Origin of the sequence: Pseudovibrio sp. Tun.PSC04-5.I4 (assembly GCF_900104145.1) — a bacterium.
In the GTDB taxonomy this organism is placed as follows: domain Bacteria; phylum Pseudomonadota; class Alphaproteobacteria; order Rhizobiales; family Stappiaceae; genus Pseudovibrio.
Window position 1 is genome coordinate 1,070,974 of the sequence record NZ_FNLB01000006.1, and the last position, 23,108, is coordinate 1,094,081.

Annotated in this window: 21 protein-coding genes; 11 read left to right on the plus strand and 10 right to left on the minus strand. The window is 49.8% G+C overall.

All coding sequences use genetic code 11. From position 1 onward, the window contains the following. The first annotated feature begins 27 nt into the window (after positions 1–27). Both gmk and BLS62_RS10000 read left to right on the plus strand, forming a co-directional pair. Positions 28–720 carry a guanylate kinase gene (gene gmk / locus BLS62_RS09995; RefSeq protein WP_093180056.1) on the plus strand — a complete coding sequence of 231 codons (693 nt, stop codon included), beginning with the start codon at positions 28–30 and terminating at the stop codon, positions 718–720. Between the two features lie 226 nt (positions 721–946). Then, the gene (locus BLS62_RS10000) at positions 947–2,326 is read left to right on the plus strand and encodes a multicopper oxidase family protein (RefSeq protein ID WP_093180059.1); all 1,380 of its coding nucleotides are present in this window, start codon (positions 947–949) and stop codon (positions 2,324–2,326) included. Between the two features lie 146 nt (positions 2,327–2,472). On the opposite strand, the gene rsmA is transcribed toward BLS62_RS10000, so the two are convergent. The 6 genes from rsmA to lptF all read right to left on the minus strand — a co-directional run bounded on the left by rsmA (position 2,473) and on the right by lptF (position 10,201). Then, a complete protein-coding gene (gene rsmA, locus BLS62_RS10005) occupies positions 2,473–3,312 on the minus strand; it encodes a 16S rRNA (adenine(1518)-N(6)/adenine(1519)-N(6))-dimethyltransferase RsmA (protein ID WP_093180062.1) in 840 nt (279 codons plus the stop codon). After that, positions 3,312–4,328: a 4-hydroxythreonine-4-phosphate dehydrogenase PdxA gene (gene pdxA / locus BLS62_RS10010; RefSeq protein ID WP_093180066.1), complete on the minus strand. Its 1,017-nt coding sequence runs from the start codon at positions 4,326–4,328 to the stop codon at positions 3,312–3,314. Before pdxA ends, rsmA begins: the two co-directional genes overlap by 1 nt. A 34-nt stretch (positions 4,329–4,362) precedes the next feature. Further along, positions 4,363–5,304 carry a SurA N-terminal domain-containing protein gene (locus BLS62_RS10015; RefSeq protein ID WP_159436515.1) on the minus strand — a complete coding sequence of 314 codons (942 nt, stop codon included), beginning with the start codon at positions 5,302–5,304 and terminating at the stop codon, positions 4,363–4,365. A 210-nt stretch (positions 5,305–5,514) separates the two neighbouring features. Then, positions 5,515–7,917 carry an LPS-assembly protein LptD gene (locus tag BLS62_RS10020; protein ID WP_093180074.1) on the minus strand — a complete coding sequence of 801 codons (2,403 nt, stop codon included), beginning with the start codon at positions 7,915–7,917 and terminating at the stop codon, positions 5,515–5,517. After that, positions 7,917–9,008: an LPS export ABC transporter permease LptG gene (gene lptG / locus BLS62_RS10025; RefSeq protein WP_093180077.1), complete on the minus strand. Its 1,092-nt coding sequence runs from the start codon at positions 9,006–9,008 to the stop codon at positions 7,917–7,919. The genes BLS62_RS10020 and lptG overlap by 1 nt, the downstream gene beginning before the upstream one ends. Beyond that, positions 9,008–10,201: an LPS export ABC transporter permease LptF gene (gene lptF, locus BLS62_RS10030; RefSeq protein WP_093180079.1), complete on the minus strand. Its 1,194-nt coding sequence runs from the start codon at positions 10,199–10,201 to the stop codon at positions 9,008–9,010. The genes lptG and lptF overlap by 1 nt, the downstream gene beginning before the upstream one ends. 284 nt (positions 10,202–10,485) lie before the next feature. Between lptF and BLS62_RS10035 the strand changes: the two genes are divergently transcribed. The 3 genes from BLS62_RS10035 (at position 10,486) to BLS62_RS10045 (ending at position 13,838) form a co-directional block, all read left to right on the plus strand. After that, positions 10,486–11,976: a leucyl aminopeptidase gene (locus tag BLS62_RS10035; RefSeq protein ID WP_093180083.1), complete on the plus strand. Its 1,491-nt coding sequence runs from the start codon at positions 10,486–10,488 to the stop codon at positions 11,974–11,976. A gap of 723 nt (positions 11,977–12,699) precedes the next feature. After that, a complete protein-coding gene (locus BLS62_RS10040; protein ID WP_093180087.1) occupies positions 12,700–13,149 on the plus strand; it encodes a DNA polymerase III subunit chi in 450 nt (149 codons plus the stop codon). Further along, entirely contained in the window at positions 13,146–13,838 is a 693-nt protein-coding gene (locus BLS62_RS10045; RefSeq protein WP_093180091.1) for a class I SAM-dependent methyltransferase, read from the plus strand. Before BLS62_RS10040 ends, BLS62_RS10045 begins: the two co-directional genes overlap by 4 nt. 183 nt (positions 13,839–14,021) lie before the next feature. On the opposite strand, the gene BLS62_RS10050 is transcribed toward BLS62_RS10045, so the two are convergent. The 3 genes from BLS62_RS10050 to BLS62_RS10060 form a co-directional block, all read right to left on the minus strand. Continuing rightward, positions 14,022–15,908: an ABC-F family ATP-binding cassette domain-containing protein gene (locus BLS62_RS10050; protein ID WP_093180094.1), complete on the minus strand. Its 1,887-nt coding sequence runs from the start codon at positions 15,906–15,908 to the stop codon at positions 14,022–14,024. Positions 15,909–16,086: 178 nt separating this feature from the next. Further along, on the minus strand, positions 16,087–16,518 hold the full coding sequence (locus tag BLS62_RS10055) for a DUF1801 domain-containing protein (RefSeq protein ID WP_093180097.1): 432 nt from the start codon (positions 16,516–16,518) through the stop codon (positions 16,087–16,089). Between the two features lie 142 nt (positions 16,519–16,660). Next, complete coding sequence (locus BLS62_RS10060) at positions 16,661–17,194, minus strand: DinB family protein (RefSeq protein ID WP_093188735.1); 534 nt, start codon at positions 17,192–17,194, stop codon at positions 16,661–16,663. Positions 17,195–17,640: 446 nt separating this feature from the next. Between BLS62_RS10060 and ndk the strand changes: the two genes are divergently transcribed. From ndk to BLS62_RS10090, 6 genes are all read left to right on the plus strand, one after another. Beyond that, positions 17,641–18,063, plus strand: coding sequence for a nucleoside-diphosphate kinase (gene ndk, locus BLS62_RS10065; protein ID WP_093180100.1), 423 nt, complete (start codon positions 17,641–17,643; stop codon positions 18,061–18,063). Between the two features lie 220 nt (positions 18,064–18,283). Continuing rightward, positions 18,284–18,757, plus strand: a complete 474-nt coding sequence (locus tag BLS62_RS10070; protein ID WP_093180103.1) for a GlcG/HbpS family heme-binding protein — start codon at positions 18,284–18,286, stop codon at positions 18,755–18,757. Positions 18,758–19,078: 321 nt separating this feature from the next. Continuing rightward, entirely contained in the window at positions 19,079–19,690 is a 612-nt protein-coding gene (locus BLS62_RS10075) for a TetR/AcrR family transcriptional regulator (RefSeq protein ID WP_208990794.1), read from the plus strand. Between the two features lie 238 nt (positions 19,691–19,928). Then, entirely contained in the window at positions 19,929–20,534 is a 606-nt protein-coding gene (locus BLS62_RS10080) for a TetR/AcrR family transcriptional regulator (protein WP_093180109.1), read from the plus strand. Between the two features lie 484 nt (positions 20,535–21,018). Then, on the plus strand, positions 21,019–21,633 hold the full coding sequence (locus BLS62_RS10085; protein ID WP_093180112.1) for a TetR/AcrR family transcriptional regulator: 615 nt from the start codon (positions 21,019–21,021) through the stop codon (positions 21,631–21,633). Positions 21,634–21,916: 283 nt separating this feature from the next. After that, complete coding sequence (locus BLS62_RS10090) at positions 21,917–22,528, plus strand: TetR/AcrR family transcriptional regulator (protein WP_093188738.1); 612 nt, start codon at positions 21,917–21,919, stop codon at positions 22,526–22,528. Between the two features lie 84 nt (positions 22,529–22,612). Here BLS62_RS10090 and BLS62_RS10095 read toward each other — a convergent pair whose 3' ends face one another. Further along, the gene (locus tag BLS62_RS10095) at positions 22,613–22,981 is read right to left on the minus strand and encodes a hypothetical protein (protein ID WP_093180115.1); all 369 of its coding nucleotides are present in this window, start codon (positions 22,979–22,981) and stop codon (positions 22,613–22,615) included. Positions 22,982–23,108 lie beyond the last annotated feature (127 nt).

The window sequence follows — 23,108 nt, forward strand, 5'->3', positions numbered from 1 at the left end:
AACACTATAAAGAAGATAGAGATAAGAATGATCTCCGAAAACTCAAACGGGACCACTGTTTCAGCTCAGGCTATTGAAGATGTACGCCGCGGCTTTATGCTTGTGCTTGCTGCGCCATCGGGAGCAGGCAAGGGAACCATCGCAGCCAAGCTGATGGAAGAGGATGCCAATCTGGCTCTCTCGGTCTCAGCAACAACCCGCCAGCGCCGCGCTGCCGAAGAGCATGGCGTGCATTACTTCTTCCATGAAGCGGATGAGTTTGAACGCAAGATCAAAGCCAATGAATTGCTGGAATGGGCGAAAGTTCACGACAACTACTACGGCACGCCGCGCGAATCTGTTGATGCAAGCCTCAATGAGGGGAAGGACGTTCTGTTCGATATTGATATCGCAGGCGTTCGCCAGTTGCAAAAGCAGGCCGGAGAAGATGTTGTCTCAATCTTCGTCTTGCCACCGTCCATCGCAGAGATGCATGCTCGGCTCAAAGGCCGTGGCGATGATGATGACACAGCAATCAAACGCCGTATGAAAACTGCGATTGATGAAGTGTCAGGTTGGCAGGAGTTTGATTACATCATCGTCAATGATGACTTGAACAAGGCCGTAACGACGGTGCAATCCATCATTACAGCGGAGCGTTTGAAACGTCTTCGCCTTGCAAAACTAACTGGCAAAATGGATGGTATGATTGCTGATCTGAAAGCGGTAATCGCTGAGTAATCACACTTAAAATAGGATAAACCAAGCTAATTCAATAAGTTAATGAGATTTTGTGACTCAAAATGCCAACTACTTGATTCAGTTTGTGAAGTAGATGCGAGCCAAGCACAGCCAATGTAGGGCAGTGCTTGGCTCAACCAAACAATTCAAAAAATGACAGCCTGCACAGTGAATAGCCACTAACCAGCCAAGCATGCAGACAGGCCGAGCTTGAGGACAAAGAGCGATGATCACACGGCGTGAGGCGCTTAAAAGCGCTTTGGTTGGTGGAGCTGCTGTTGCGGGTGGTCTGACAGGTGCAACCAATCTGTGGGCTGTGCCTAAGAGGCATGATCTTGTAGCCCAGAACATCGAATATCAATTGATGCAGGGTGCTCCAACCACAAAGAACCTATTCACGTTCGGAGACGCGATGCCGCCAACTCTTCGCGTTAAGCAGGGGCAACCGTTCCATTCTCGCCTGATCAACAAACTCGATGAGCCCACCACCGTTCACTGGCACGGCATGCGTTTGCCCAACGATATGGATGGCGTAGCGTTTCTAACCCAGCATTACGTTTATACCGGTGATCATTTTGATTACCGCTTCACCCCCCACGATGCTGGTACATTCTGGTATCACCCGCATTGCAATTCGCTGGAACAGCTCTCCTACGGTATGACCGGGCTGATGGTTGTTGAGGAGGCCGAAGATCCCGGATTTGATCAGGATATTCCAGTCAATCTGCGTGATTTCCGGTTGGGCGGAGATGGTCAGTTTATCAAACTTTTTCAGGCCCGAAAATCTGCGCGCGCTGGCACCTTTGGCACGCTGAGAACGTCAAACTGGCAAAGCGCACCTCAAATGGATGTGACGGCCGGCTCTCTTGTGCGTTTACGGCTTTGCGTCACCGATGTGACACGCATTTATAAGTTGTCATTGCCAGAGGGAACGGCTGCAAAAGTCATCGCCATGGATGGCAACCCTGTCACTCCGTTTGCCATCAATAAATTGGCTCTGGGACCGGGGCAGCGCGCAGATATCGCCCTGCGCATTCCTGATGATGAAGGGCAGACTATCAATCTCACCAACTTCTCTTCTTCAGCACCATGGACGGTGTTGTCTCTAAGGGCAATCGGGCCGTCGCTGAAACGCGACCTGCGCGAAATTAAACCACTGCCAGCCAATCCAATTCCGCAGCCTGATCTCAAAGACGCCGAGTACATTCCGCTGGAGTTTTCAGCCGCTGCCGAAAAAAGGCCAGCGAACCCGATCTGCGGCAGCTTGGGATTCTCTTTTTGGGCGGTCAATAAGCGCGCTTGGCAAGGTGCCGAGCGTGGCCCGCTCGATCCCGTCGCAGTCTTGAAACGCGACAAGTCCTATGTGTTTGAGTTCATCAATCGCACACCGCAAACCCACCCAATCCACATTCACGGCATGACTTTCCAGCTGCTGAAAAGCAACAAGCGTAAGCTGCAACCATGGTGGACGGATACGGCATTGGTTTTTCCAGATGAGCGAGTGCAGGTCGCTGTGCGGCCAGATTATGTCGGGGATTGGCTCATGCACTGCCACATCATCGAGCATCAGGAAAGCGGCATGACTGCTTTTATGCGGGTGGAGTAGGCGAGGCTCGGTTTTCGCTGAGAGATTTTATAGAGATGAAAAAGCCCTGAGGCCCAATAAGGCACTCAGGGCTTTTAGTATTGCACGTTCTCGAAAATTGGGTCCGGTTTGCGGATCTAACCTATTCGGATGATCAGCAAGCGAATTTAGTCCTTGTCAAATGCATGGGCCAGAGCAACAAAGCCCGCAACGTCGATCTCTTCCGCCCGAGCAGTCGGCTTCAAGCCAACTGCTTCAATGCGTGCCTCTGCATCCGGTTTTAAGCCCTTCATGCTCGCGCGTAGCATTTTCCGGCGTTGTCCAAAGGCGTGAGCGGTAACGCGCTCCAGCGCCTTTAAGGGGCAATCCAGTGGCTTCTCCCGCGGGTGAAGCTGCACCACTGCAGATGTCACTTTAGGCGGTGGCATAAACGCTTTCGGATTCAGGTCGAACAGAATGTCCGTATGACAGCGCCAGTTTGTCAGAACGCTAAGGCGTCCATAGGCCTTGTCGCCAGCCTCGGAAACGATCCGTTGTCCCACTTCCTTTTGGAACATGAGCGTGAGGGACTCCCAAAAGGGCGGCCATTCCTCTGTGGTTAGCCAGCCAAGCAACAGCTGCGTCCCAACGTTATACGGCAGGTTCGCGATGATCTTGATCGGGCCATCAGCCAAATCCGCTGGATTGTATTTGAGAGCATCTCCCTCAATCACCTCCAGTTTGCCATCGTAATGGCTGGAGATTTGCGCCAGAGCAGGAAGACAGCGTTTGTCCTTCTCAATAGCGATAACCTTTTTTGCGCCAGCAGCCAGCAAAGCGCGGGTCAAACCACCAGGGCCAGGCCCAACTTCAATTACGGTACAGTTACTCAAATCGCCAGCACTGCGAGCAATGCGCGAGGTGAGGTTGAGGTCCAGAAGGAAATTCTGACCAAGGGATTTTCGAGCATCAAGCCCGTGCTCTGCAATCACCTCACGAAGAGGCGGCAGTTCATCAATTTGTGCCATTAAACAAGCTCAGGTTCTGCGAGGGCCGCTGCAAGACGCAAGGAGGCCATCAAACTGTTTGGGGAGGCCTTATCGGTCCCAGCTATATCAAAGGCAGTGCCGTGATCAGGAGATGTGCGCACGTAGGGGAGGCCGAGCGTCACATTTACAGCCTCGTCAAAGGCCAGTGTTTTAACCGGGATCAACGCCTGATCGTGGTACATGGCCACAGCAACATCGTAAGTATCCAAAGCTTGGCTGTGGAACATGGTGTCCGCAGGAAGTGGGCCACGGGCATCTATGCCCTCGCTACGCAACTGGGCAATAGCAGGAGAGATGATAGTAACTTCTTCCATTCCCATTGAACCGCCTTCACCTGCATGCGGATTAAGGCCCGCAATCGCAAGTCGGGGCGCAGCAATGCCAAACCGCTCAATCATGTCTTTGTTAATAGCTCGGCACCGGTCGACAATCAGATCTTTGGTAATGAGATTTGGAACGTCGATATAGGGAACGTGAATGGTAAGAGGTACGGCCATCAATTCTGGACCAGCAAGTAACATAATTGGGTCGACATCCACGCCCCAATAAGACTTGGCAAGCTCACCCAGAAACTCAGTGTGCCCGGGATGATGGAAACCACTGTCGTAGAGAATTTTCTTAGAAATCGGATTGGTAACAACGGCTGAGGCGCGGCCTTCTTTGACGTGCCGCACGGCTGTCTCGATTGATTCCACAACAAGGGGTGCATTGGTGCCGGACGGAGCGCCCGGGCTCACTTGTACCGGACCAGTCAAGGGCACGACAGGCAGAGCTTCATCAAAACACTGTCTGGCATCCTCAGGCTCAACCACTTTGATGGGAACCTTAAGACCAAGATGTTTTGCGCGAGATTTTAGAAATTCTGGATCACAGAGGACGTAAAACGGTTGTACTTCCTGCTCAAAGCGTATTTTCCAGGTTTTCAGGGTGATGTCAGGCCCAATGCCTGCAGGCTCGCCCATGGTGAGGGCGAGCGCTAACTTTACTCTGCGCATGATATCAAAGTATCTCCTGCTGCTGATCGGACGATCAGCGTTGCTCGATTACAGCATTGGAGCGGAGGTCACGAAGGTAACGGCGAGAAAGCTGTTGACCTTTTTTATTCCGCAACTCGCCCTCAACGGTGCTTCGTGCAGTCGCATCACTGTTGATTGTCTCTCTACCACAAAGCGCAATCATCTCAAATCCGGAGTCTACAGGGGTAGGCGCTGTGACGCGGCCAATTGAGATAGCATTCAGTCTTTTCACAAAGGCTGCTGGCAAATCTGTTTCCAAACGTTTTCCAATTGGCCGAACAGTCACTTCGTTCAGACCAGAAGCAATCCGAGTGCCTTCTTCACAGGAGGTAAAACGGGCTCGAAGCTTCTTCATTTCGGAGTTACGTTTGTTCTTAAAAGACTTGCTGGAGTTCTTTGGAACAACAAAGATGATGCGTTGCAGGTCGTACTCAACACTGGTCGCGCCGCTTTCATCTTTGTTCTCCTTGCCCTGCATTGCTGCAATGACGTCAGACTCGTTAATCCGAACGGTTGCGCGAAAACGCTGCATTACAACATCGGACCAAGCAATTTCTGCACGCAGGCGCTTCAACAAGCTGCGCGGATTCACGCCGCTCTGATTAAGGGCCTGCTTAAATTGGGTAGGTGACAGCTTAACGCGCTGGGAAATGGAGGCAAAAGCATCGTCGACTTGCTTGTCAGTGACTTCAACACCAACGCGCTTCGCTTCTGCCTGCTTCAACGCCTCGTCAATTAACTCTTCCTTAGCTTTGCGTTTGGCAACTTTGGAAGGAGCTCTGGTGGTCAGCGTGATAAGTTTTGAGCGCTGCTGCAGCTCATAGCTTGTGATTGGACGACCGTTGACAACAACAACAATCTTACTTGCAGCTTCTGCGGTCGTGAGCAGAGGGCCAGCCGGCGCCAGAAGGCCGGCAGCGACAACAAGCGAAGCACAGAAGCGGGTTAGTTTCATTTTGTAAAGCTCTCCGTCCCAGAGGCATATGCCAATATTTGGACGCTCCCTAGATAGCATTGATGTCTATTTGACACAGGTTGACTCAAATTTGAAGGGTGCAGCCAAGAAAATTTAATTCAAAGTCATACTAGTAAATATAGGCGACAATCTGTCGTGTCTCTGGCTGATATCTTGTGTACAGCCAGAGATTTAGTCGGAAACGTCTACTCAATCATTAGGGGAGGAGTTTGAAGTTGAGCTTGAAAGGCTACTGTCCCCAATTGTACGCAAGCCGAATCGGAAGAAGAAGATGCGTTCAACAGGTTCACCGTTGTTCCGGCTTCTATCTTCACCATAAGAAACCGAAGCAGAGAACCCTTCATCGTCATACCCAACGCCAACTGCGTCTTGTACGAAATTCTCGTTGATCACGTCGTAGCGAACGGAACCAAACATACGCCAATTTTCTTGTAAATTCAGATTGAGTGCACCGACAAGCTCTTCTCGTTGCTGATCAATTCCTGCGTCAGGACGCTCAGCAAGATAGGCATAGGAAAGTACTGTAGAGGCTGGGCCATAACGACCACTCGCGCTGACTTCAGCACGTTGAACGCCAAAGTCACTCTCATCGAAGCGCGCGTTACCACCAATTCGGAAGCCGGTGTTGGTGTCGAAGTACAAGCTGCTGACGTAATCTGATCCATCAGTTTGCAGGCCGGAATCCCCTGTCGCGTCTAGGAGACCTGGGATGGCATAGGAGTTCTGACCAGCCAGCTGGAATGAACGTCCGAACAATCCACTCAGGAATGAGCCTTTATCGAACTGCAACTTATACTGGAGGCCAAGGTTTGCGCGTGTTCCGCCTTCATTTCTGTCGAAGCCAGAAAACTTGTCCCATTCAAACAGGGTCGAGGCATCAAACACGATGGACTGAGCGTCCTCATTTGGAAGCTCGCCAATGGCAGTTTCATTCGGGCGCACAATGATCTGTGCCACAGGCTCGATCACCTGATTGCCGCCGTTGAAGCTTGCAAGGAACGGATAGCGGTACTCAAGACCTATCGCAGGCATGCCACGGAAAACAACGGCTTCGTCAGATAGCGCTGTCACGTTATCGTCAGCATTTGCAAGGAAGAAGAGGTTGGTCTTCACATAGGCAAAAGGCGTGAACACCTGTCCAATCGGATCAATAAGCGTACGTTGCCATGTCAGGTTCGCACTCGCACGGGAAAACGTACCTTCAACACCCCTGAACCGGTTTACACCATTCACAGAGAAAGCGTCTGTTATCTGGCGAGTCAAACTAGTTAAATTGCCATCGTAATTAAGCTGACCACCAAATATCGACTTATCGAAATAGATAGAGTTATCGATGCTTGGATGAACAAAGGGTTGTTTTTCCTGCAAGTCAGCATTGACTTGAGTAAATGGGCCGACCGGATTCATCGGCTGAGTAGGGCTGGGGTTGTCTTCCTGACTTACTTGGAAGCCATAGGCATTGGCGTCAAAGAGATTACGTTCCGTTTCGCCCTTCAAATAAAGCTTAGAGACGTCTTGGGCACTTCCAAACTGAGCAAAGCCGTAATCCTGGCGGAAGGCACGATCAGTCGCATACGTGATATCCCAACCGGTTTGCCAACGGCTTGTCAGGTCAAACTGACCATTCGTATTGATGATAAACCGTCCAGCAACATCGCCACTGGAACCTGCAAACTCGTCTTGGTTTGCCTGCGAAATACCGCCAACGGAAATATTATAGGACCCACTATCAAATTGCTGACGCCAATCCAGCTGACCAAGAACTCCCTGCTGAGTGAGGGGAGTGACTGTCACAGCCAAATCATAGGTCGGGGAAATTGACCAGTAGTACGGGATCGCGATTCCGTAACCTAAGCGGTTCTGAGCAACAAAACGTGGAAGTAGGAAGCCGGATTTTCGTTTGACTGATGGATCGGCAATCGAAAAATATGGGACCTTCGCAACCGTCTGTCCGAATAGCTCTATAGACGCGCCTTCAAAGTAAATGCGGCGCTCTTGTTGGTTATGGATGATTGTCGTTGATCTGACCTGCCAAAGCGGTGGTTTCGGTGCTTTTTTATAGACAGAATATGTACCGTTACGAAGCGTCGTGACGTTATCACTGGATCGTTCAGCGCTCTCAGCAACGAAGTGTGTGAACTGAGGCGTATCAATCTGAAGAGCTTGCACAAAGCCTTCAGAGAAATCGTCACTCAGTGTCATGTCTTCTGCCAGAATGAGATTCCCATCTGGTTCAGTCATGCGCACGCTGCCGTGTGCCGAGAACTTACCATCCTTACGATTGTAAGTAACGCGGTCTGCTTGCAAGGTGTAATTGTCGAAGTAGATCTCTACGCCGCCGGTCGCAATGATGATGTCATTGTCAAAATCGTAACGCAGTTCTTTTGCTTCCAACATCATAGGCTGAGACGTATCAATCGCCTCAGCTGCCGACTGTGCAAGATCAATCTGCGCAACAGCAGGCGCGCTTGCAGCCAAGAGGCCAGCGCCGCACAGCAGTGCAAGTGCAGAGACAGTGCGAAGGTATTCTGGCGATACGCAGCCAGCTCCAACTCGCTTGAATTTCTGTTTCAGGAACAAGGCCGAACCCATCAACCATCCTCCTGATTCAACAGAATAGTAAAACCCATCAGAACCCCAAATACGCCAGGTGCCCAAGCTGCTACCGTTGTGGGAACGATACCTGCGCCACCTAAATCCTTAGAGATTTCAGAGACGGCATAAAGCACAAACCCCGAAATAATACCCCAAACGATCAAGTGACCAATTCCCCCAAAACGCGATACACGCAGCGAAACAGCAGCAGCAATAACAACCATTGCCACAAATAGCAGGGGTTTGGCTAGAAGAGTTTGATATTGTAAAGAATACCTATACGCAGGCAAGCCCGCCCTTTGAGAGAGCTCTATAAAGCGCGGAAGGCTCCAAAAGCTTATGGATTCCGGCGACCCTATGCTTTCTTTGACTTCCGTCGGTGTCAAAAATGTACTGACTGTATAGCTTCCATAATGTTGTGGATCAGTATCCACAGCGTAGACGACAGCATCAGTTAGACGCCAAAATCCATCGGCGAGCACAGCTTTACTAGCTTCGATTCTCTCTGAGAAATCCCCCGCGATGTCATATGATAGGATTGTGACGCCGTTCAAAGAGGCACCTTGGTCTGTAATATAACGAGCATGCAGGACAGATTCGCCGTCTGCACCATTCTGTCGGAGCCAGACCTCACCGGAGTTTTCCAAAATGTAGGTTTGCTCAACGCTGAAGAGACCCTCAGCGATTTCATCTGATTTTTGTTGAAGCAGCACTGCACCTGGATTGTATCCAATCACAGAGAAGACACCAATAAACAGACCGGTTAGCAGAGCAGGGGCCGTGAATTGCCATACGGAAATACCAGCCGCTCTTGCAACAACGAGTTCCAGACTACGGCTGAGAGACATAAAGGCCCAGATAGAGCCAAACAGCACAGCAAATGGAATAACCTGCTCCAAAAGAAGCGGAACGCGCAGAGCAGAGATTGCTACAATACGTAAAAGCGAAAATCCTTCACGGTCACCACCTCGGCGTACAAGTTCAAGTACATCGAAGAGAAAAATCAGAACCGCGGCGAATAGGAACAGCGCGAGAATTGACGTTATGAACCGTTTGGAGATGTAAAGACTAAGCGTTTTTCCGGTCATTACAGACTTGCAGTCCCTTGGTTTTTGCGGCCAAACAATTTTGAAAACACACTGCTCACGCCATTGATCAGGCGTTGTGTTAATTCGACCAGACGCTGTACAAACCAAGGTCTACGGCTCAGGCTAATGGACCACGCAGCAAGCGCAATTGCGAATATTGGGATTGCGTAAAGCAACGGGAACATATCTGGATCTGCACTCACGACTAATGTTGCGCCAAAACCAGCTGTTCTAAGCAGGGTCGCAACTGCAATTGTTGTTGCAATTGCAAGGCCTTGGTCTTGCCTCGTTGTTTTGGGTGAACCAAGCAATGCATAGATGATCAGGCCAAAGGCAATGGGGTAAAGCGGTATGCTCATTCGGTCGTGGAATTCCACAATTAGTTTGTCCCAGTGCTTGGCAGCATAAGAATCATCAGGACTTGCACTCAATAATTCGAAGGTTGGGCGCTCGCTTGCCTTAAAGGTGGGCTCGCGGGCCTCGGGAATCATTGAGGACAGATCAAAGCCATAACTTTCAAAGCTGACGATAGACATATTCTGCCCACCTATGGGACGGCGTTGAATAGTACCATTCAGCATCACCAGCAGAGTTTTGTCAGCTGCTTCAATAATGCGGCCGGTCTTGGCGGTGTAGGTGAACGAGGTTTCCGGGTCTCTTGCGTCATCCAGCAGCAGGCCCTCCAAAATTCCATTTCCGCTACGGTTTCGAATATGGAAGGTCAGGTTCTCTTCAATTGGAATGAACCGGCCGGGCTTGATGATGTTAGCCACCAGATCCACACGAACACGCGTCAATTCACTGCGCAACTCTGCAAGCCCTGTCGGAGAAAGGTAGATCGACAGGAAATACATGAACGCTGTGATGATGAGCGAGAAGGTGAGGATGGGGCGTAAGACCAGCCACTTGGAAGCGCCTGATGCATTGATGACAATCAGCTCACTATCGCGAGACATGCTATTCAGCACGATGACGAATGCCAGCATCATAGCAAAGGGCGCAACAATGAGAATGAGGAAGGGCAATGCCAGAGCGGTAATGTAACCGAACTGCAGCAGTGTCTGGCCTTTTGATGTCACCAGATCGAGCTGGCGCAGCGCTTGGGTAGACCAAACGACGCCTGTCATAGCCGCCAAAGTAATGATGAAGGCGAATAGACTGCGTTTTATTATGTAACGTTCGATTGTTTTCATCGTGCCGTGTACCAGAACCTTTTCCTGTTCATTTTAGGGGAGGCCAAGCCACAAAATGATTCAAGCCCTTTCATTAGCATGGAATAAGGCGGAAAGCCGGATGAGCGGATCTTTTAATGAATAAACTCGCAAGTTTCTCCACACAGCCTTGAAATAGGGGCGTTATCGCGCCATGTTCCTCAATGAATTTCATGAGTAGCTGGACGACACGTCCGCCTGTGTCTGTTGGTATTTTCTGCTAACTATTGCATGTCGCAGGTCCTATGGAGAAAAGAAATTATAATATGACGCAATTCACATCCATTAAAGTCGCACAATATTCTGATGCAACCGCTCCTGTTCAGGTCGTATTCGCAAGTGAAGAGCTTGGCTTTACCGCTGAAGCTGAGGGTGTGATTGGCGCAGCCAAAGAAACAATCGAGCGTGCCGCAAAGACTGCTGACTTTACCGGCAAAAAATCCGGCATCCTGCACTTGTTAGCCCCTGCTGGTCTCAAGGTTGACCGCCTTATCATTGCTGGTCTTGGCAAAGTGGCTGAGCTGACCGAGCAGGATTGGGTCAATCTGGGCGGTGAAGTTGCCGGTAAACTCCTGGCACTTAAAACTGAAATAGCTGATGTAACATTTCCTTCTGAGGCAACTCCTCAGCAAGCTGCAGATTTTGCGCAAGGCGCACTGCTGCGTGGCTACAAATTTGACACCTACCGCACCGTGAAAAAAGAAGCTGACGGTGACAAACATTGCGAAATCTCAATCAAAGTCGCAGATGCCGCCGCTGTTCAAACAGCTTGGGTGGAAGCTGAAGCGGTTGCGCAGGGTACTTTGCTTGCTCGTACACTTGTTGATGAGCCAGCAAACACACTTGGCCCAGTAGAATTTGCAGCCAAAGCACAGCGGCTCTCTGAAATGGGCGTCGAAGTTGAAATCCTCGACGAAGACAAGATGCAAGAGTTGGGCATGAATGCACTGCTGGCAGTTGGTCAGGGCTCTGTTCGTCCATCACGTCTTGCTGTTATGACCTGGAATGGCGGCAAAGACGGCGAAGCGCCAATCGCATTCGTTGGTAAGGGCGTTGTTTTCGACACGGGCGGCATCTCTTTGAAGCCGGGCGCTGGTATGGAAGACATGAAGGGTGATATGGGCGGCGCTGCTGCTGTCATCGGCCTCATGAAAGCCCTTGCGGGTCGTAAAGCAGCGGTCAACGTTGTGTGTGTGCTTGGTCTCGTCGAGAATATGCCTGACGGAAACGCGATCCGCCCAGGTGATATCGTCAAAACCATGTCTGGTCAGACCGTCGAAATCCTCAACACGGATGCAGAAGGTCGTTTGGTTCTGGGTGATGCGCTTTGGTACACACAAGATCGTTTTGCACCGAAGTTCATGATTGATCTGGCGACCCTGACAGGTGCGTGTTTGGTTGCGCTTGCCGGTCACCGTGCAGGCGTCTTCTCTGAAGATGACGACCTGTCAGACCACATTTGCAAAGCTGGTGAAACAACTGCTGAAAAAATGTGGCGTCTGCCACTTGGTGATGAATACGACAAGATGATCGACACACCAAATGCAGACATGCGCAACACTGGCGGGGCTCGCTGGGGCGGTGCAAGCACAGCAGCGGTTTACTTGCAACGCCACACCAACAAAACACCATGGGCTCACATCGATGTAGCTGGCACTGCAATGGGATCCAAAAAGAACGCGATCTCTCAGGGCTGGGCATCCGGTTTCGGCGTACGTGCACTGAACCGTATGGTCAAAGATCATTACGAAGGCTAATCCCTTCACTCATATGATGTTTTAAAGAAAACCGGCTGCATGATCGTGCAGTCGGTTTTTTCGTGGTTATTGGAAAATTGGTTATTTGTGCTCCGAAATAGACGCACAAAAAAAGCTCCTTCTGAAAACCAGAACGGAGCCTTGAATTTTGAAAATGGGCGAATGCGTTAAGCGCTATGTAGGGATCAAAGATCCTACTCTTTTGAAATAATTAAAGTATTCAGTCTGCTGTTTCAGCAAGTCTGGTAGTGTTCGCAGTTTCCAGAATTCTGCGGGATCATCGCGCCAACTGCGGCTGTTACACCAACAAGACCGGACACAAGAACAAAAAACAATACAATACGCGCTGCCATATGGTCGTTTCCTAAATAGAGTATGCCTGCGGACCAACACCAACACCATCACAGAGATGAGAGCTTCTCATCCTCTTTAGTGCGATACCGGTTTTGCCGAGCTTAACACTCCCTTGAAATTCCCCATGAATGAGGTCAAGTCTAGCCCCTTAAAACGTATAGGTTGGGTTTATCAACGATTCCTATGAATATCCCGAAGTATTTGGGATCATTCACGACAATTTTTGGATTAAAATGTGGTCAACTCAGAAACACTGTGATTAGGGCTTTACGAGAATACAGCACGTGCCGCTTGATCAGATTGAATCAAGCAAACAGAATGTGTGCCAAAAATACCAGGACACCACCGGGCTAAACGGGAAATAAAAATATGAGCGAAGTGCTGTTTTATCAGTTATCCAAATTTCCGCTGGAAAGAGTGCTGCCAACTCTCCTCGAAAAATGCCTTGAGAGAGACTGGGGGGTGACTGTTCAGTTCGGAACCGAAGAACGGTGCGACGCCATAGATGCCTATCTGTGGACCTACTCTGATGATGGTTTCTTGCCCCATGGAACCAAGAAGGAAGGCCACCCGGAACATCAACCAATCTACCTGACCACAGAGGGGGACAACCCCAATGAAGCAATTGTTCGCTTTCTGGTGGATCGCGCACCACTGCCGGACCCTGCTCAGTACAAGCGCGTCGTGTATATGTTCGATGGCAATGATCAGGAAGCGCTTCAGGAGGCGCGCAAGCGCTGGGTAGAGGTCAAGGGCGGCGAGCATGAACTCACCTACTGGGCGCAGACCGACAATGGCGGCTGGGACCGGAAAGCATGAGCGCGCAAAACGGTGATCATCGCAAGCAACTTCGCGCACGCCTTGATACTCTGGAGGGTGCAAATGGCGGCGACTGGGAGAACCGTAAGAACTGGTTTGAGCAGGTCTACACCACGGCAGAAGGCGACACAGGCGAGATCCCTTGGGCAGAGCTGAAACCAAAAGCACCGCTGGTGGAGTGGCTCAAGGACAACCCGGGCAAGGCGCGGACAGCGCTGGATGTGGGCTGCGGATTGGGCGACAACGCCAATGCATTGCAAGAGGCTGGTTGGAGTACCTCCGCTTTTGATGTTGCCCCCTCGGCCATTGAATGGGCAAAAAAGCGTTTCCCGACAGGCGCGATCGATTTTCGTTGCGCCGATCTCCTGAGCCCGCCAGAGGATTGGATTGGCAAGTTCGATCTGGTCTATGAGTGTTTTACACTGCAAGCCATTGGCATTGAGATGCGCGGGCAAGTGGCAAAACCACTCAAAAGCCTCATAGCACCCAGTGGTACCCTGATCATTCTAGGCCGCTATTATGATGGAGAAGGCGAACGCTCCGGCCCGCCATGGCCCCTAACTGACTCAGAGTTGTCAGTGTACTACGCAGATGGATTCGAGCAGACTGTGAGACGCACCTTCATTCAGCACAAAGACGATGGCCGCAACATCCCCCACATCTGGCTGGAACTAAAACGCCGCGGGTGAAATGGTTTCTGATGGAGATGAATCTCCAATGGTATTTTTCTGTTAGAGCTAGTTGGGATGTTCAGCGGATTGTAATACCGATTAAAGCCCTGAGCAGTGACTATGTAAGTCCAATACTGCCCAAAATAAACCCGAGGCCTGTGAAGACCTCGGGCTGAATTTTACTCGATAATTTTGTCAGGTCTAACCTGCTGTCAGCTCTTCCAACTCAGCAGACATCTTCAGCCACGTTTCTTCCGTCTCACTCAGCACCTTCACATAGGCTGCACGGCGAATAGCGTGTTGTTTCGCTTTGTCCGGTGCCTCGGTGTAAATGCGTGGGTTGGCCAGCAGAACGTCAAGCTTCTTGATGTACTTCTGGTACTTGGAGACTTCTTTTTCGGCAGCTTCTATATTCTTCTTCAACGGAGCCAGCTTGGAGCGGCGCTCGGCAGCTTCCTTGCGGCGAGCCTGCGCATTGGCTTTTTCGCTGTCTTCTTCGACTGTCTTCTTCGATTTGGAGCCACCGTCACCCTGCAAGATAAACTTGCGGTACTCAGCCATATCGCCATCAAAGTCACGAACGCCGCCATCAGCAACAAGCCACAACCGGTCAGCACACGCTTCCACCAAATGCCTGTCATGGCTGATGAGAATAACCGCACCCTCATAATCGTTGATCGCGTGCACAAGGGCTTCGCGGCTGTCGATATCAAGGTGGTTGGTAGGCTCATCGAGAATAACAAGGTTCGGTCCATGGAAGGTCGCAAGACCCAGCAACAGCCGTGCCTTCTCACCACCGGAAAGATCCTTAGCAGGTGTCATCATGCGGTCTGTCGGCAAGCCAAACCGGTCCACACGAGCACGAACTTTGGATTCGATCACACCCGGCATTAACGGACGCACATGCTCAATCGGGCTGGATTCCGGCATCAAATCGTCCAGCTGATGCTGCGCGAAGAACGCAGTGCTCAGCTTGGTTGCCTTGGTCATTTCACCAGACATCAAACCAAGACGGCCAGCAATCAGCTTGGCAAAGGTCGACTTACCATTACCATTCGCACCCAAAAGGGCGATGCGGTCATCATGATCAATGTTCAGCGTCAGATTGCTGAGGATGGGCTTGTCATCATAGCCAACAGATGCATTTTCCATCTTGATGATCGGCGGAGACAGCTTGACCTCAGGCTGCGGAATGAACAGATCCAGTCCTGAGCCTTCATCCAACACAGAAATAGGCTGCATTTTCTCAAGCATTTTAATGCGAGACTGCGCCTGTTTCGCCTTGGAAGCTTTCGCGCGGAAACGGTCAACGAAGCTTTGAATGTGCTTCCTTGCCTTGTCCTGCTTCTCAACGGCTTTGCGTTGCAAAATGATGGTTTCACGGCGTTGACGGTCAAAACTGTCATAACCACCGCGATAGAACGTCAGCTTACCGCTGTCCATATGCACGATGCTATCAACCGCATTGTTGAGCAAGTCGCGATCATGGCTGATCAGAACCACTTGGTACGGGTAGCGCGCAATAAAGTTTTCCAGCCACATCGTGCCTTCAAGGTCGAGGTAGTTGGTCGGCTCATCCAGCAACATCAGGTCGGGTTTGGAAAACAGCAGCGCCGCCAATGCAACGCGCATTCGCCAGCCACCAGAAAAGTTGGCACATGGCTGTTTCTGCTCATCGTAAGAAAAGCCTAGACCCGTCAGAATAGAGGAAGCCCGCGCTTCAGCGCTGTGGCTCTCAATATCGGCAAGGCGCGTATGGATCTCTGCGATGCGGTGTGCGTCATGCGCAGTTTCCGCTTCCGCCAAAAGAGCTGTGCGCTCTGTATCAGCAGCAAGCACCACTTCCAGCAGCGTTTCCTGCGTACCTGGCGCTTCCTGAGCAACCTGGCCGATCCGCGCTTTTTGCGGCATATACACGCCGCCGCTTTCAACGGAGAGCTCACCGCACAACAGTTTAAACAGTGTCGATTTCCCAACACCATTGCGGCCCACGAGGCCAGTTTTGGCGCCGCTGGGTATAGTAACGGAGGCATCGTCGATCAAAAGCCGACCGGCAATCCGGTATGTAAGATTAGAAACTTGAAGCATGGGACGCTATTTGCCCGCTCACGCACCATTTAGCAAGAGGCGAACAGGCGTAGAAGGTAAATTATATGCAGCTGCGTAAAGCCTTAGGTGCAACCTGAGAGCGATAGTCTCATTCCGCAAGGAATTTATGTGGCTTGCGCCGGTATCAAATTACATTTGGTCGAAACGGCTTCTGAACTTACTTCCCATACCTAAACGCCATGGACACACAGTGAGCAACGGCGTCCTCAGGGTAGGGCGCATCCAGCGGAATCCAGAGGCAGCGGTTGCCTTCAAAGCTTAGGATGTCGCCGTAGAGCTCCCTAAACTCTGAGATGAGGGATGTGTTGCAGTTGAAGAACAATCCGGCCTGATCTCCAAATTTTGGCTTCCAATGCAGGCGCACAGTTACACCGGGGTGCTTGGCGAGGGGCCGGTAGGCAGGCTCACCCCACTTAAGGCTCTCAACTATGGAAGCGGAACCATAAAGACCTGTGCCGATTTGCAAGATCAGTGCACGCAGCTCAAACAAGCGCTCCCGTTTGTCATCGGGGTAGCGAGCAAAGACATCTGCAACAGGCGCAAGTGGCTCGATAATCAGATCAGCCTTGGTGGTAGAGGCAGGGCACATGTTATTATCCTGAAAGAGGCAGTAAGACACACATAAGCCTAATCCACCTCTTCAGGGCAACACAATATGGCACTTGCTCCAAGGTCGAGAGCTGTGCCTGTGAAATTCCAGATCACAGCAGGATACAGGTTTGGCGATGGCCTTACGGCGTCACCATATCCTCTTCCTTCGCCATCCAGTGGCCAGTTTCCCGCTGGAAGTAGATCATATCCAGTGCTGCTGGCTTGCGGCCAATCTGCGTCAGCATGGCATGAACCTGCCCGCGATGGTGGGTCTGATGGTTGAAGAAGTGGAACAGAGCTGCGCCAAGCGGCTGTTGCATGACCAAAGGCTTGCGCACAGTGCGGTAGATCATGGTGCGCAGGAGGTCTTTTTCCTGCATCTGGTCAATCACCGCACAAATGCGGCTGTCCAGCACAAGGCGCTTTTCTTTCAGCGCGGTAAGGCCACCAGTCAGTGTTTCATCAAGGCTGTCGATCGGGTCACCTTGACCGGAAAAGCGGAAAAGCCAGAGTTTGTCTGCCACCAACTGATGGTCCATGGTCCCGTGAATGGAGTTAAAGTATGTGCCCAGATCCCGGTGATACTCATCCGTCGTGATCTCTTCACATTCTTTGAGCAATAGATCGTTGGCCCACTGATTATAGGCCGCATACATTACAAATGCTGCTTTCATAGGGGTGTCCTCTTGCATGTCTGTTGAAAGGACAATGCCCGCCTTTGAACCTTCATAAATTGACACACCTCAAATTTCTGAAAGGTCGGGGGGAGACCAGAAGTCGCAACCTGGAATACTTTTAGGGTGTCGAGTGGGGGAACCTGTTGTTCGACCTATGTTATTCTGAAATATCAAGAAAACTATCACGAGGTGCCCTTAAGGCTTATTCCTAAATTAGTTCGGGATAAGGGCACCTGCACGCTGAGGTGGCTCATCAAATCACTGTTTTTCTGCTGTTTTTTCTAAGGTCATCGTGGGAATACGGATATAATCCCTTGCTTTTTACGGGTGAGTTTAAGTATATCTCGCGCGAACCATTGTGGTGGCGTTTTGCGCCCCGCAAGGAAAACCTTTCATAAAAGAGCGACCAGTTGGGCGCTCGTAACAAACTGCAGGAAATAACAATGGCGATTGAACGCACTTTTTCCATGATCAAGCCGGACGCAACCAAGCGCAACCTGACCGGTGCTATCACCGCTAAGCTGGAAGAAGCTGGCCTTCGCGTTGTTGCATCCAAGCGCGTATTCATGTCCCTAAAACAGGCTGAAGGCTTCTACGCTGTTCATGCAGCGCGTCCATTCTTCGGCGAGCTGACTGAATTTATGTCTTCTGCTCCAACCATCGTTCAGGTTCTTGAAGGCGAAAACGCTGTTCTCAAAAACCGCGAAGTTATGGGCGCAACCAACCCGGCAGACGCTGCTGAAGGCACAATCCGTAAGGCATTCGCTCTGTCCATCGGCGAAAACTCCGTACACGGTTCTGATGCTGTTGAAACTGCTGCTGAAGAAATTGCTTACTGGTTCTCCGGCACCGAAATCGTAGGCTAATCCAGCTCTACGGTTTTAGCTTTGAGCTAGAATTTTAAAAGCCCGTTTGATGCTTGGATGCGTCAGACGGGTTTTTTGATATCAAAATTGCATCTGGACAGCTCCAAACGGAAACAAATGTCTTAATTAATGCATAAGTTACGTTGGGCTCTCTTGCTTCTGACACAGTTTTAATTCTTAGTCCGTTCGCATGTGGGACAATGGAACGCGGAATAAATCCATGAATAATATAGTAAAATCTCTGCTCATCGGGGCATCACTGACACTTATTGGTTCAGCAGTATCTGCTCAGGACTTCACTCGGCCATACTTGAGCCTTGATGCGGCCGGGAAAGGCATGAGCGCGTGTGTCGCTCTGGCTAAAGAAAACGGCTGGAACATGTCCATTGTTATTTTAGATCGCGGTGAAGACATCGTTGCATCAGCTCGTATGGATGAAGCGTTGCCAGCAAGCTACCTGGGCGCAACCTTGAAGGCAGAAACATCTCTGTCCTGGGGCATGCCGACCGAGAAGGTCAATGAGGTCCTCGAGCAGGCTCCGGTCTATAAACAGTTCCCAGGCATCGTGGGTATTGCAGGCGGTATGCCAATCATCGTCGGTGAAAAATCCCTTGTGGGCGCTATCGGTGTTGCAGGCAGCTCCATGGATAACGACAGTGCATGTGCGAAGGCAGCTATTGCAGCCATGCGTTAAGCCTGAAGAGACGCGGTTATAATTGTAGTAGTCCAGTTATAGCTGAAAATTTGCAGTTATTAGGAAGCCAGCCGTCCATTTTTTGCGGCTGGTTTTTTGTTATTTAAAGGGGCACATGCCCTAGGGAGAGGGACGGTGACAACCTGCCTCATACGAATGTGCAAAAAACCACCTTGGAAATGATCTTTGTCAGAAGTTTAAGTGACTGAAATTATGAGAGTATTTACCGTATTGAACCCTCTAAGGAATAAATTAACCCCGCCGTAATTTAATCGATTCTTATATTGATTAAAGTTGTAGTTTATATATATAGTGATTGCTATGGAAATCGAAAAGGCACCACGGGGCCGACCTCGCCGGTTGGACAAAGATAAGATGCTTGAGATCGCTAGCAACCTGTTCTGGCAACAGGGTTTTGAAGCGACCTCGATTAGTGAGCTTGTAACTGCAATGGGTATTACACCTCCAAGTCTGTATGCTGCATTTTCTTCTAAGGAAGAACTGTATCTTGCAGCAATTGATCGCTACTCAGCCAGCTATGGCCGTCAGATGCTCTCAGGGCTGGCGCTGCACTCCTGCGCTTATGAAGCTATTCGGACGGTTTTATACGAATGTGTTGATGTCTTCATCGGTGATGACCATCCTTCAGGTTGCATGATCTCCACGGGACTAGTTGAAAGTTCAAGCGCTCAGAACGCTCTAGCCCGCAAACTGGCGAATATGCGAGTGCAAACCATCAAAATTATCGCCGACAAACTGAAAGCCTGTGAAGTTCAGTTTATTGAAGGCACCGACCTGTACGGGCTTGCAAGTTTCTTTGGTGCTACCATTCAGGGTATGTCTATTCAGGCAAGGGACGTTAACTCCCCGACAGATCTATACAAAATCGCGGATCATAGCTTGAGCGTGCTGCAGGCCTGCCGCAGGTTTTGATAGATATTTGCGCATATAAAGAGATGTAAATGAGCCGACCCTTGTAATATACTTGCAGGATTAAGCTCTAATATTTTGATATATTATACAAACTAAACTAAGTGATTTGCCTAAACACTCAGATCTGTCAGCCATAACCTTGTTAAGGGTGTTTCCCATGCACCCGTGGGTTTGTTGAGAAACGGCCTCCTTCCCCTATGCTGTTGGTACTGGGAAACAAAACACTAGGGAGGCCAAAATGGGATACCAAGCTGCAATCACCAAGACAATCCCTCAAACGATGCAGGACGCTCTCAGAGATTCCATCGAAGTGTTTTGGCGGCGTGGTGTAGACCGCACCTCAATGGAGGACGTTTGCAGAGAAACAGAGGTTTCCCGCAAATTTCTATATGACCATTTTAATTCCAGAGAAGAGCTCTATCGCACCGCTGTGATGTGGTATCTGGACCAATATGGTCGGCAACTTCTCTCAGAGTTTGCCTCGCATTCCAACCCCACTGAGGCCATTCGCGGCGCTTTGTATGAATGCATCGGAATGTTTTGCGACAAAAAGTGCGAGCACGCCAAGTTGCTGTCGTACGCTCTGGCGGCGGTCAACAACAGTGACGCCATTTTAATCAGCGAACTTTTGGCGTTACGGCGCAAGGTGTATTCCTCCATCCTGTGTAAGCTGGAGGGGAATAAATCCCAACTGAAAGCCGACGTGGATATCTCCATTCTTGCGCGCTTCTACCTCACAACGCTCCGGGGGTTGGCAAGTCAGGCCGCCGATGGCATCCCAAGTGATGTTCTGTACCGGGTTGCAGACATGAGCCTTGAATTGCTGGAGACCTACAGAAAGTAGGCTCTGGTTCATCTGAGTGAAAACGTTTGGCCTGAGGGAGATTTTGATCTCCGTTCAGGCCATTTTGTTGGAGAGTGCTATCGCTTCTACAACTCACTTCAATGAGCTGCTTCATCAAAATCAATGGAAACTCAGTTGAAACCGACAGCTAAGCGGTATTCAAGTACGCGTTCCTTGTGGGATGCCTTCATAACGCCTCTCTGAAATTTAACTTTGCCTGTGTTGACCACTCCGATAGATCTCAAAATTGCCATATATTACTCAGGGAAACACTGGGAAGGCAGTGGTCGAAACCTCTCTAAACCATAGAATTAGAAGGGTTCTGTTGTTCCTCGCCATCTGGGGCAACTAATTTTCGTAAATTCCAAAGAGTGGTATCATCTCGCTATTAAGAGTGTTTATTTTTCACCCTAAGGTATGTTGCGACCTTCGTATAAGTGCGTAGAACTGATCATCTGTTCAGCAAAAAACCGGGAGAAGTTTTATGCAAATCGAGAACTATGAAATCAGTAGGCCAATCCCAATAAGTCTCTCCAAGACTTTTGAGGCCTCTATCCATGAGTTTGCAATTCATGGGATAGAGGGGACGTCACTTCAACAGATCAGTATAGTGACCGGCGTCGCGGCAGATCACTTGAGCACTACCTTCCAAGATACGGAGAATCTCTTCTCCAACGTTGTGAAGTGGTACCTGACGCGTTACGAACACCAGATCCTTTCAGGGTTCGCAATGCACTCCAATCCGGTAGAAGCCATTCGCATTGCCCTATATGAATGTATAGAGCTGTTTTGCGAGGATGACTGTCCTCATGGCAGCTTGCTCTCAGTTGAGTTGATGGAGCTTTCCGACACCACGGGTGTAATTTCTGCGGAAATGGAAAAATTGCGCAAGAAGGTCCTTGCTCGTATTTTTCGGAAACTGAATGATACCAAATCCCGCTTCACGCCAGAGTTCAATGCAGTCGAACTTGCCGAATACTACACTGGGGTCATGGTCATTATGATCAGGCAGGCATGTGATGGTGTGGGCAGGAATGAGCTTTATGATTTAGCAGATTCAAGTCTGATGCGATTAGAGGACCAACCGGTCATTCACTAACAATAAACGTCTATATGAACGCCTTAAAAAGTCGAGTTACAATAACCATTGGTGGTAACTCTATTTTTTTAAGGCGGCTTGCTGTGCTCCCTCGAAAATGCCCCTTCAAACGTCGGGCCTCCAAGGCATCGAAGGGAATTTTTTATTATCAAATGTAAGTATTAAATCCTATAAAATTCTGTTTTTTAAAGATGTTTCAGTCTTATCGATCCCTCCTTAAGCTTAGAATTTTTAATGTTAAGAACTTGTTGTTCTTTGTTCTGCTGAGGTTACTATGTTTCCTATGGATACTAAGAATGACATGTACGTCAGAACAATATCGCCTGATATTGAGGCAATGTTAGAAGCTTCAGTGAAGATGTTCTGGAAGCGCGGTTATGAGTCAACATCCTATGAAGATATCGTTGACGCTATGGGAGGGTCTTGCGACTTTGTAGAAGGCGTTTTCTCCAATAAGGAGGAACTCTATTCCGCCGCGACCAGGTGGTATCTTCATAATTATGGCCGCCGTTTATTATCAGGCTTTGCCATGCATTCCAATTGCTGTGACGCCATACGGGTAGCGCTGTATGAGTGCGTGGATGTGCTGTGTGATAAGAGCGTTTCAGATGGGTGCCTGTTCACAACGGGACTCTTAGAGATCTCAAATTCGGATTCCATACTAGCAAAAGAAATAACGGCTCTTCGCGCCACTATGATTGACGCAATCACTCAGAAGCTGACCAACTGCAAAGACAGCCTAAAGGCAGAAACAGATATTCCGACACTTGCACGCTTTTACTCCGCAACTCTTCAAGGCTTAGCCGGTCAGTCTAGGGATGGGGCAACCAAAGAGCAGCTCTATCGGGTCGTCGATATGAGTATGAAAGTACTGAATTCCTTCCGTACCAATTAAACGCCAGATCAATATCCTATTGTTTATTGCATATAAGAACAAATAAGGAACATTAAAGATATCACCGAAACAGGAGCTCTTTTTCTAGGGGGTGGCGATGGTGACTTTGCTCGTATGCTGAGCTTGTTCGAAGTGAGTAAAGGCCACCTCACTCTTATTCATCGGAAAGCTTTTTCCGATGTTTTCGGCGCATACGCCCATCCTGTTAATACACCGGCCTGTGCGATTACTCCATGAACTGTAACAGTGCCGGATAGCACGCTCCAAGGTCTCTTTGCCACGCCAAAAGCTTTTGCCAATTGCAGGGCGAAGATCGCCATCCCACCAGTGTTCTTGTATCAACACTGTATCATTCGGATTCAGGCTGTGGTGCTGCTCAAACAGTGTCTGCCGCTTAAAATGCAATTTTTGATAAGCGCGCTGGGCTTTGGATAACCAATCAGAACCGTGCACTTGATATCTTTATAGACAATGAAATTTATTGACTCACTACGTTATATATCTTTGCTCTATTATTTTCCATGTCATCAGAACAGCGTTGAGCCAGAGTCTGGACTTCATATACTCGCCCAATGAAATC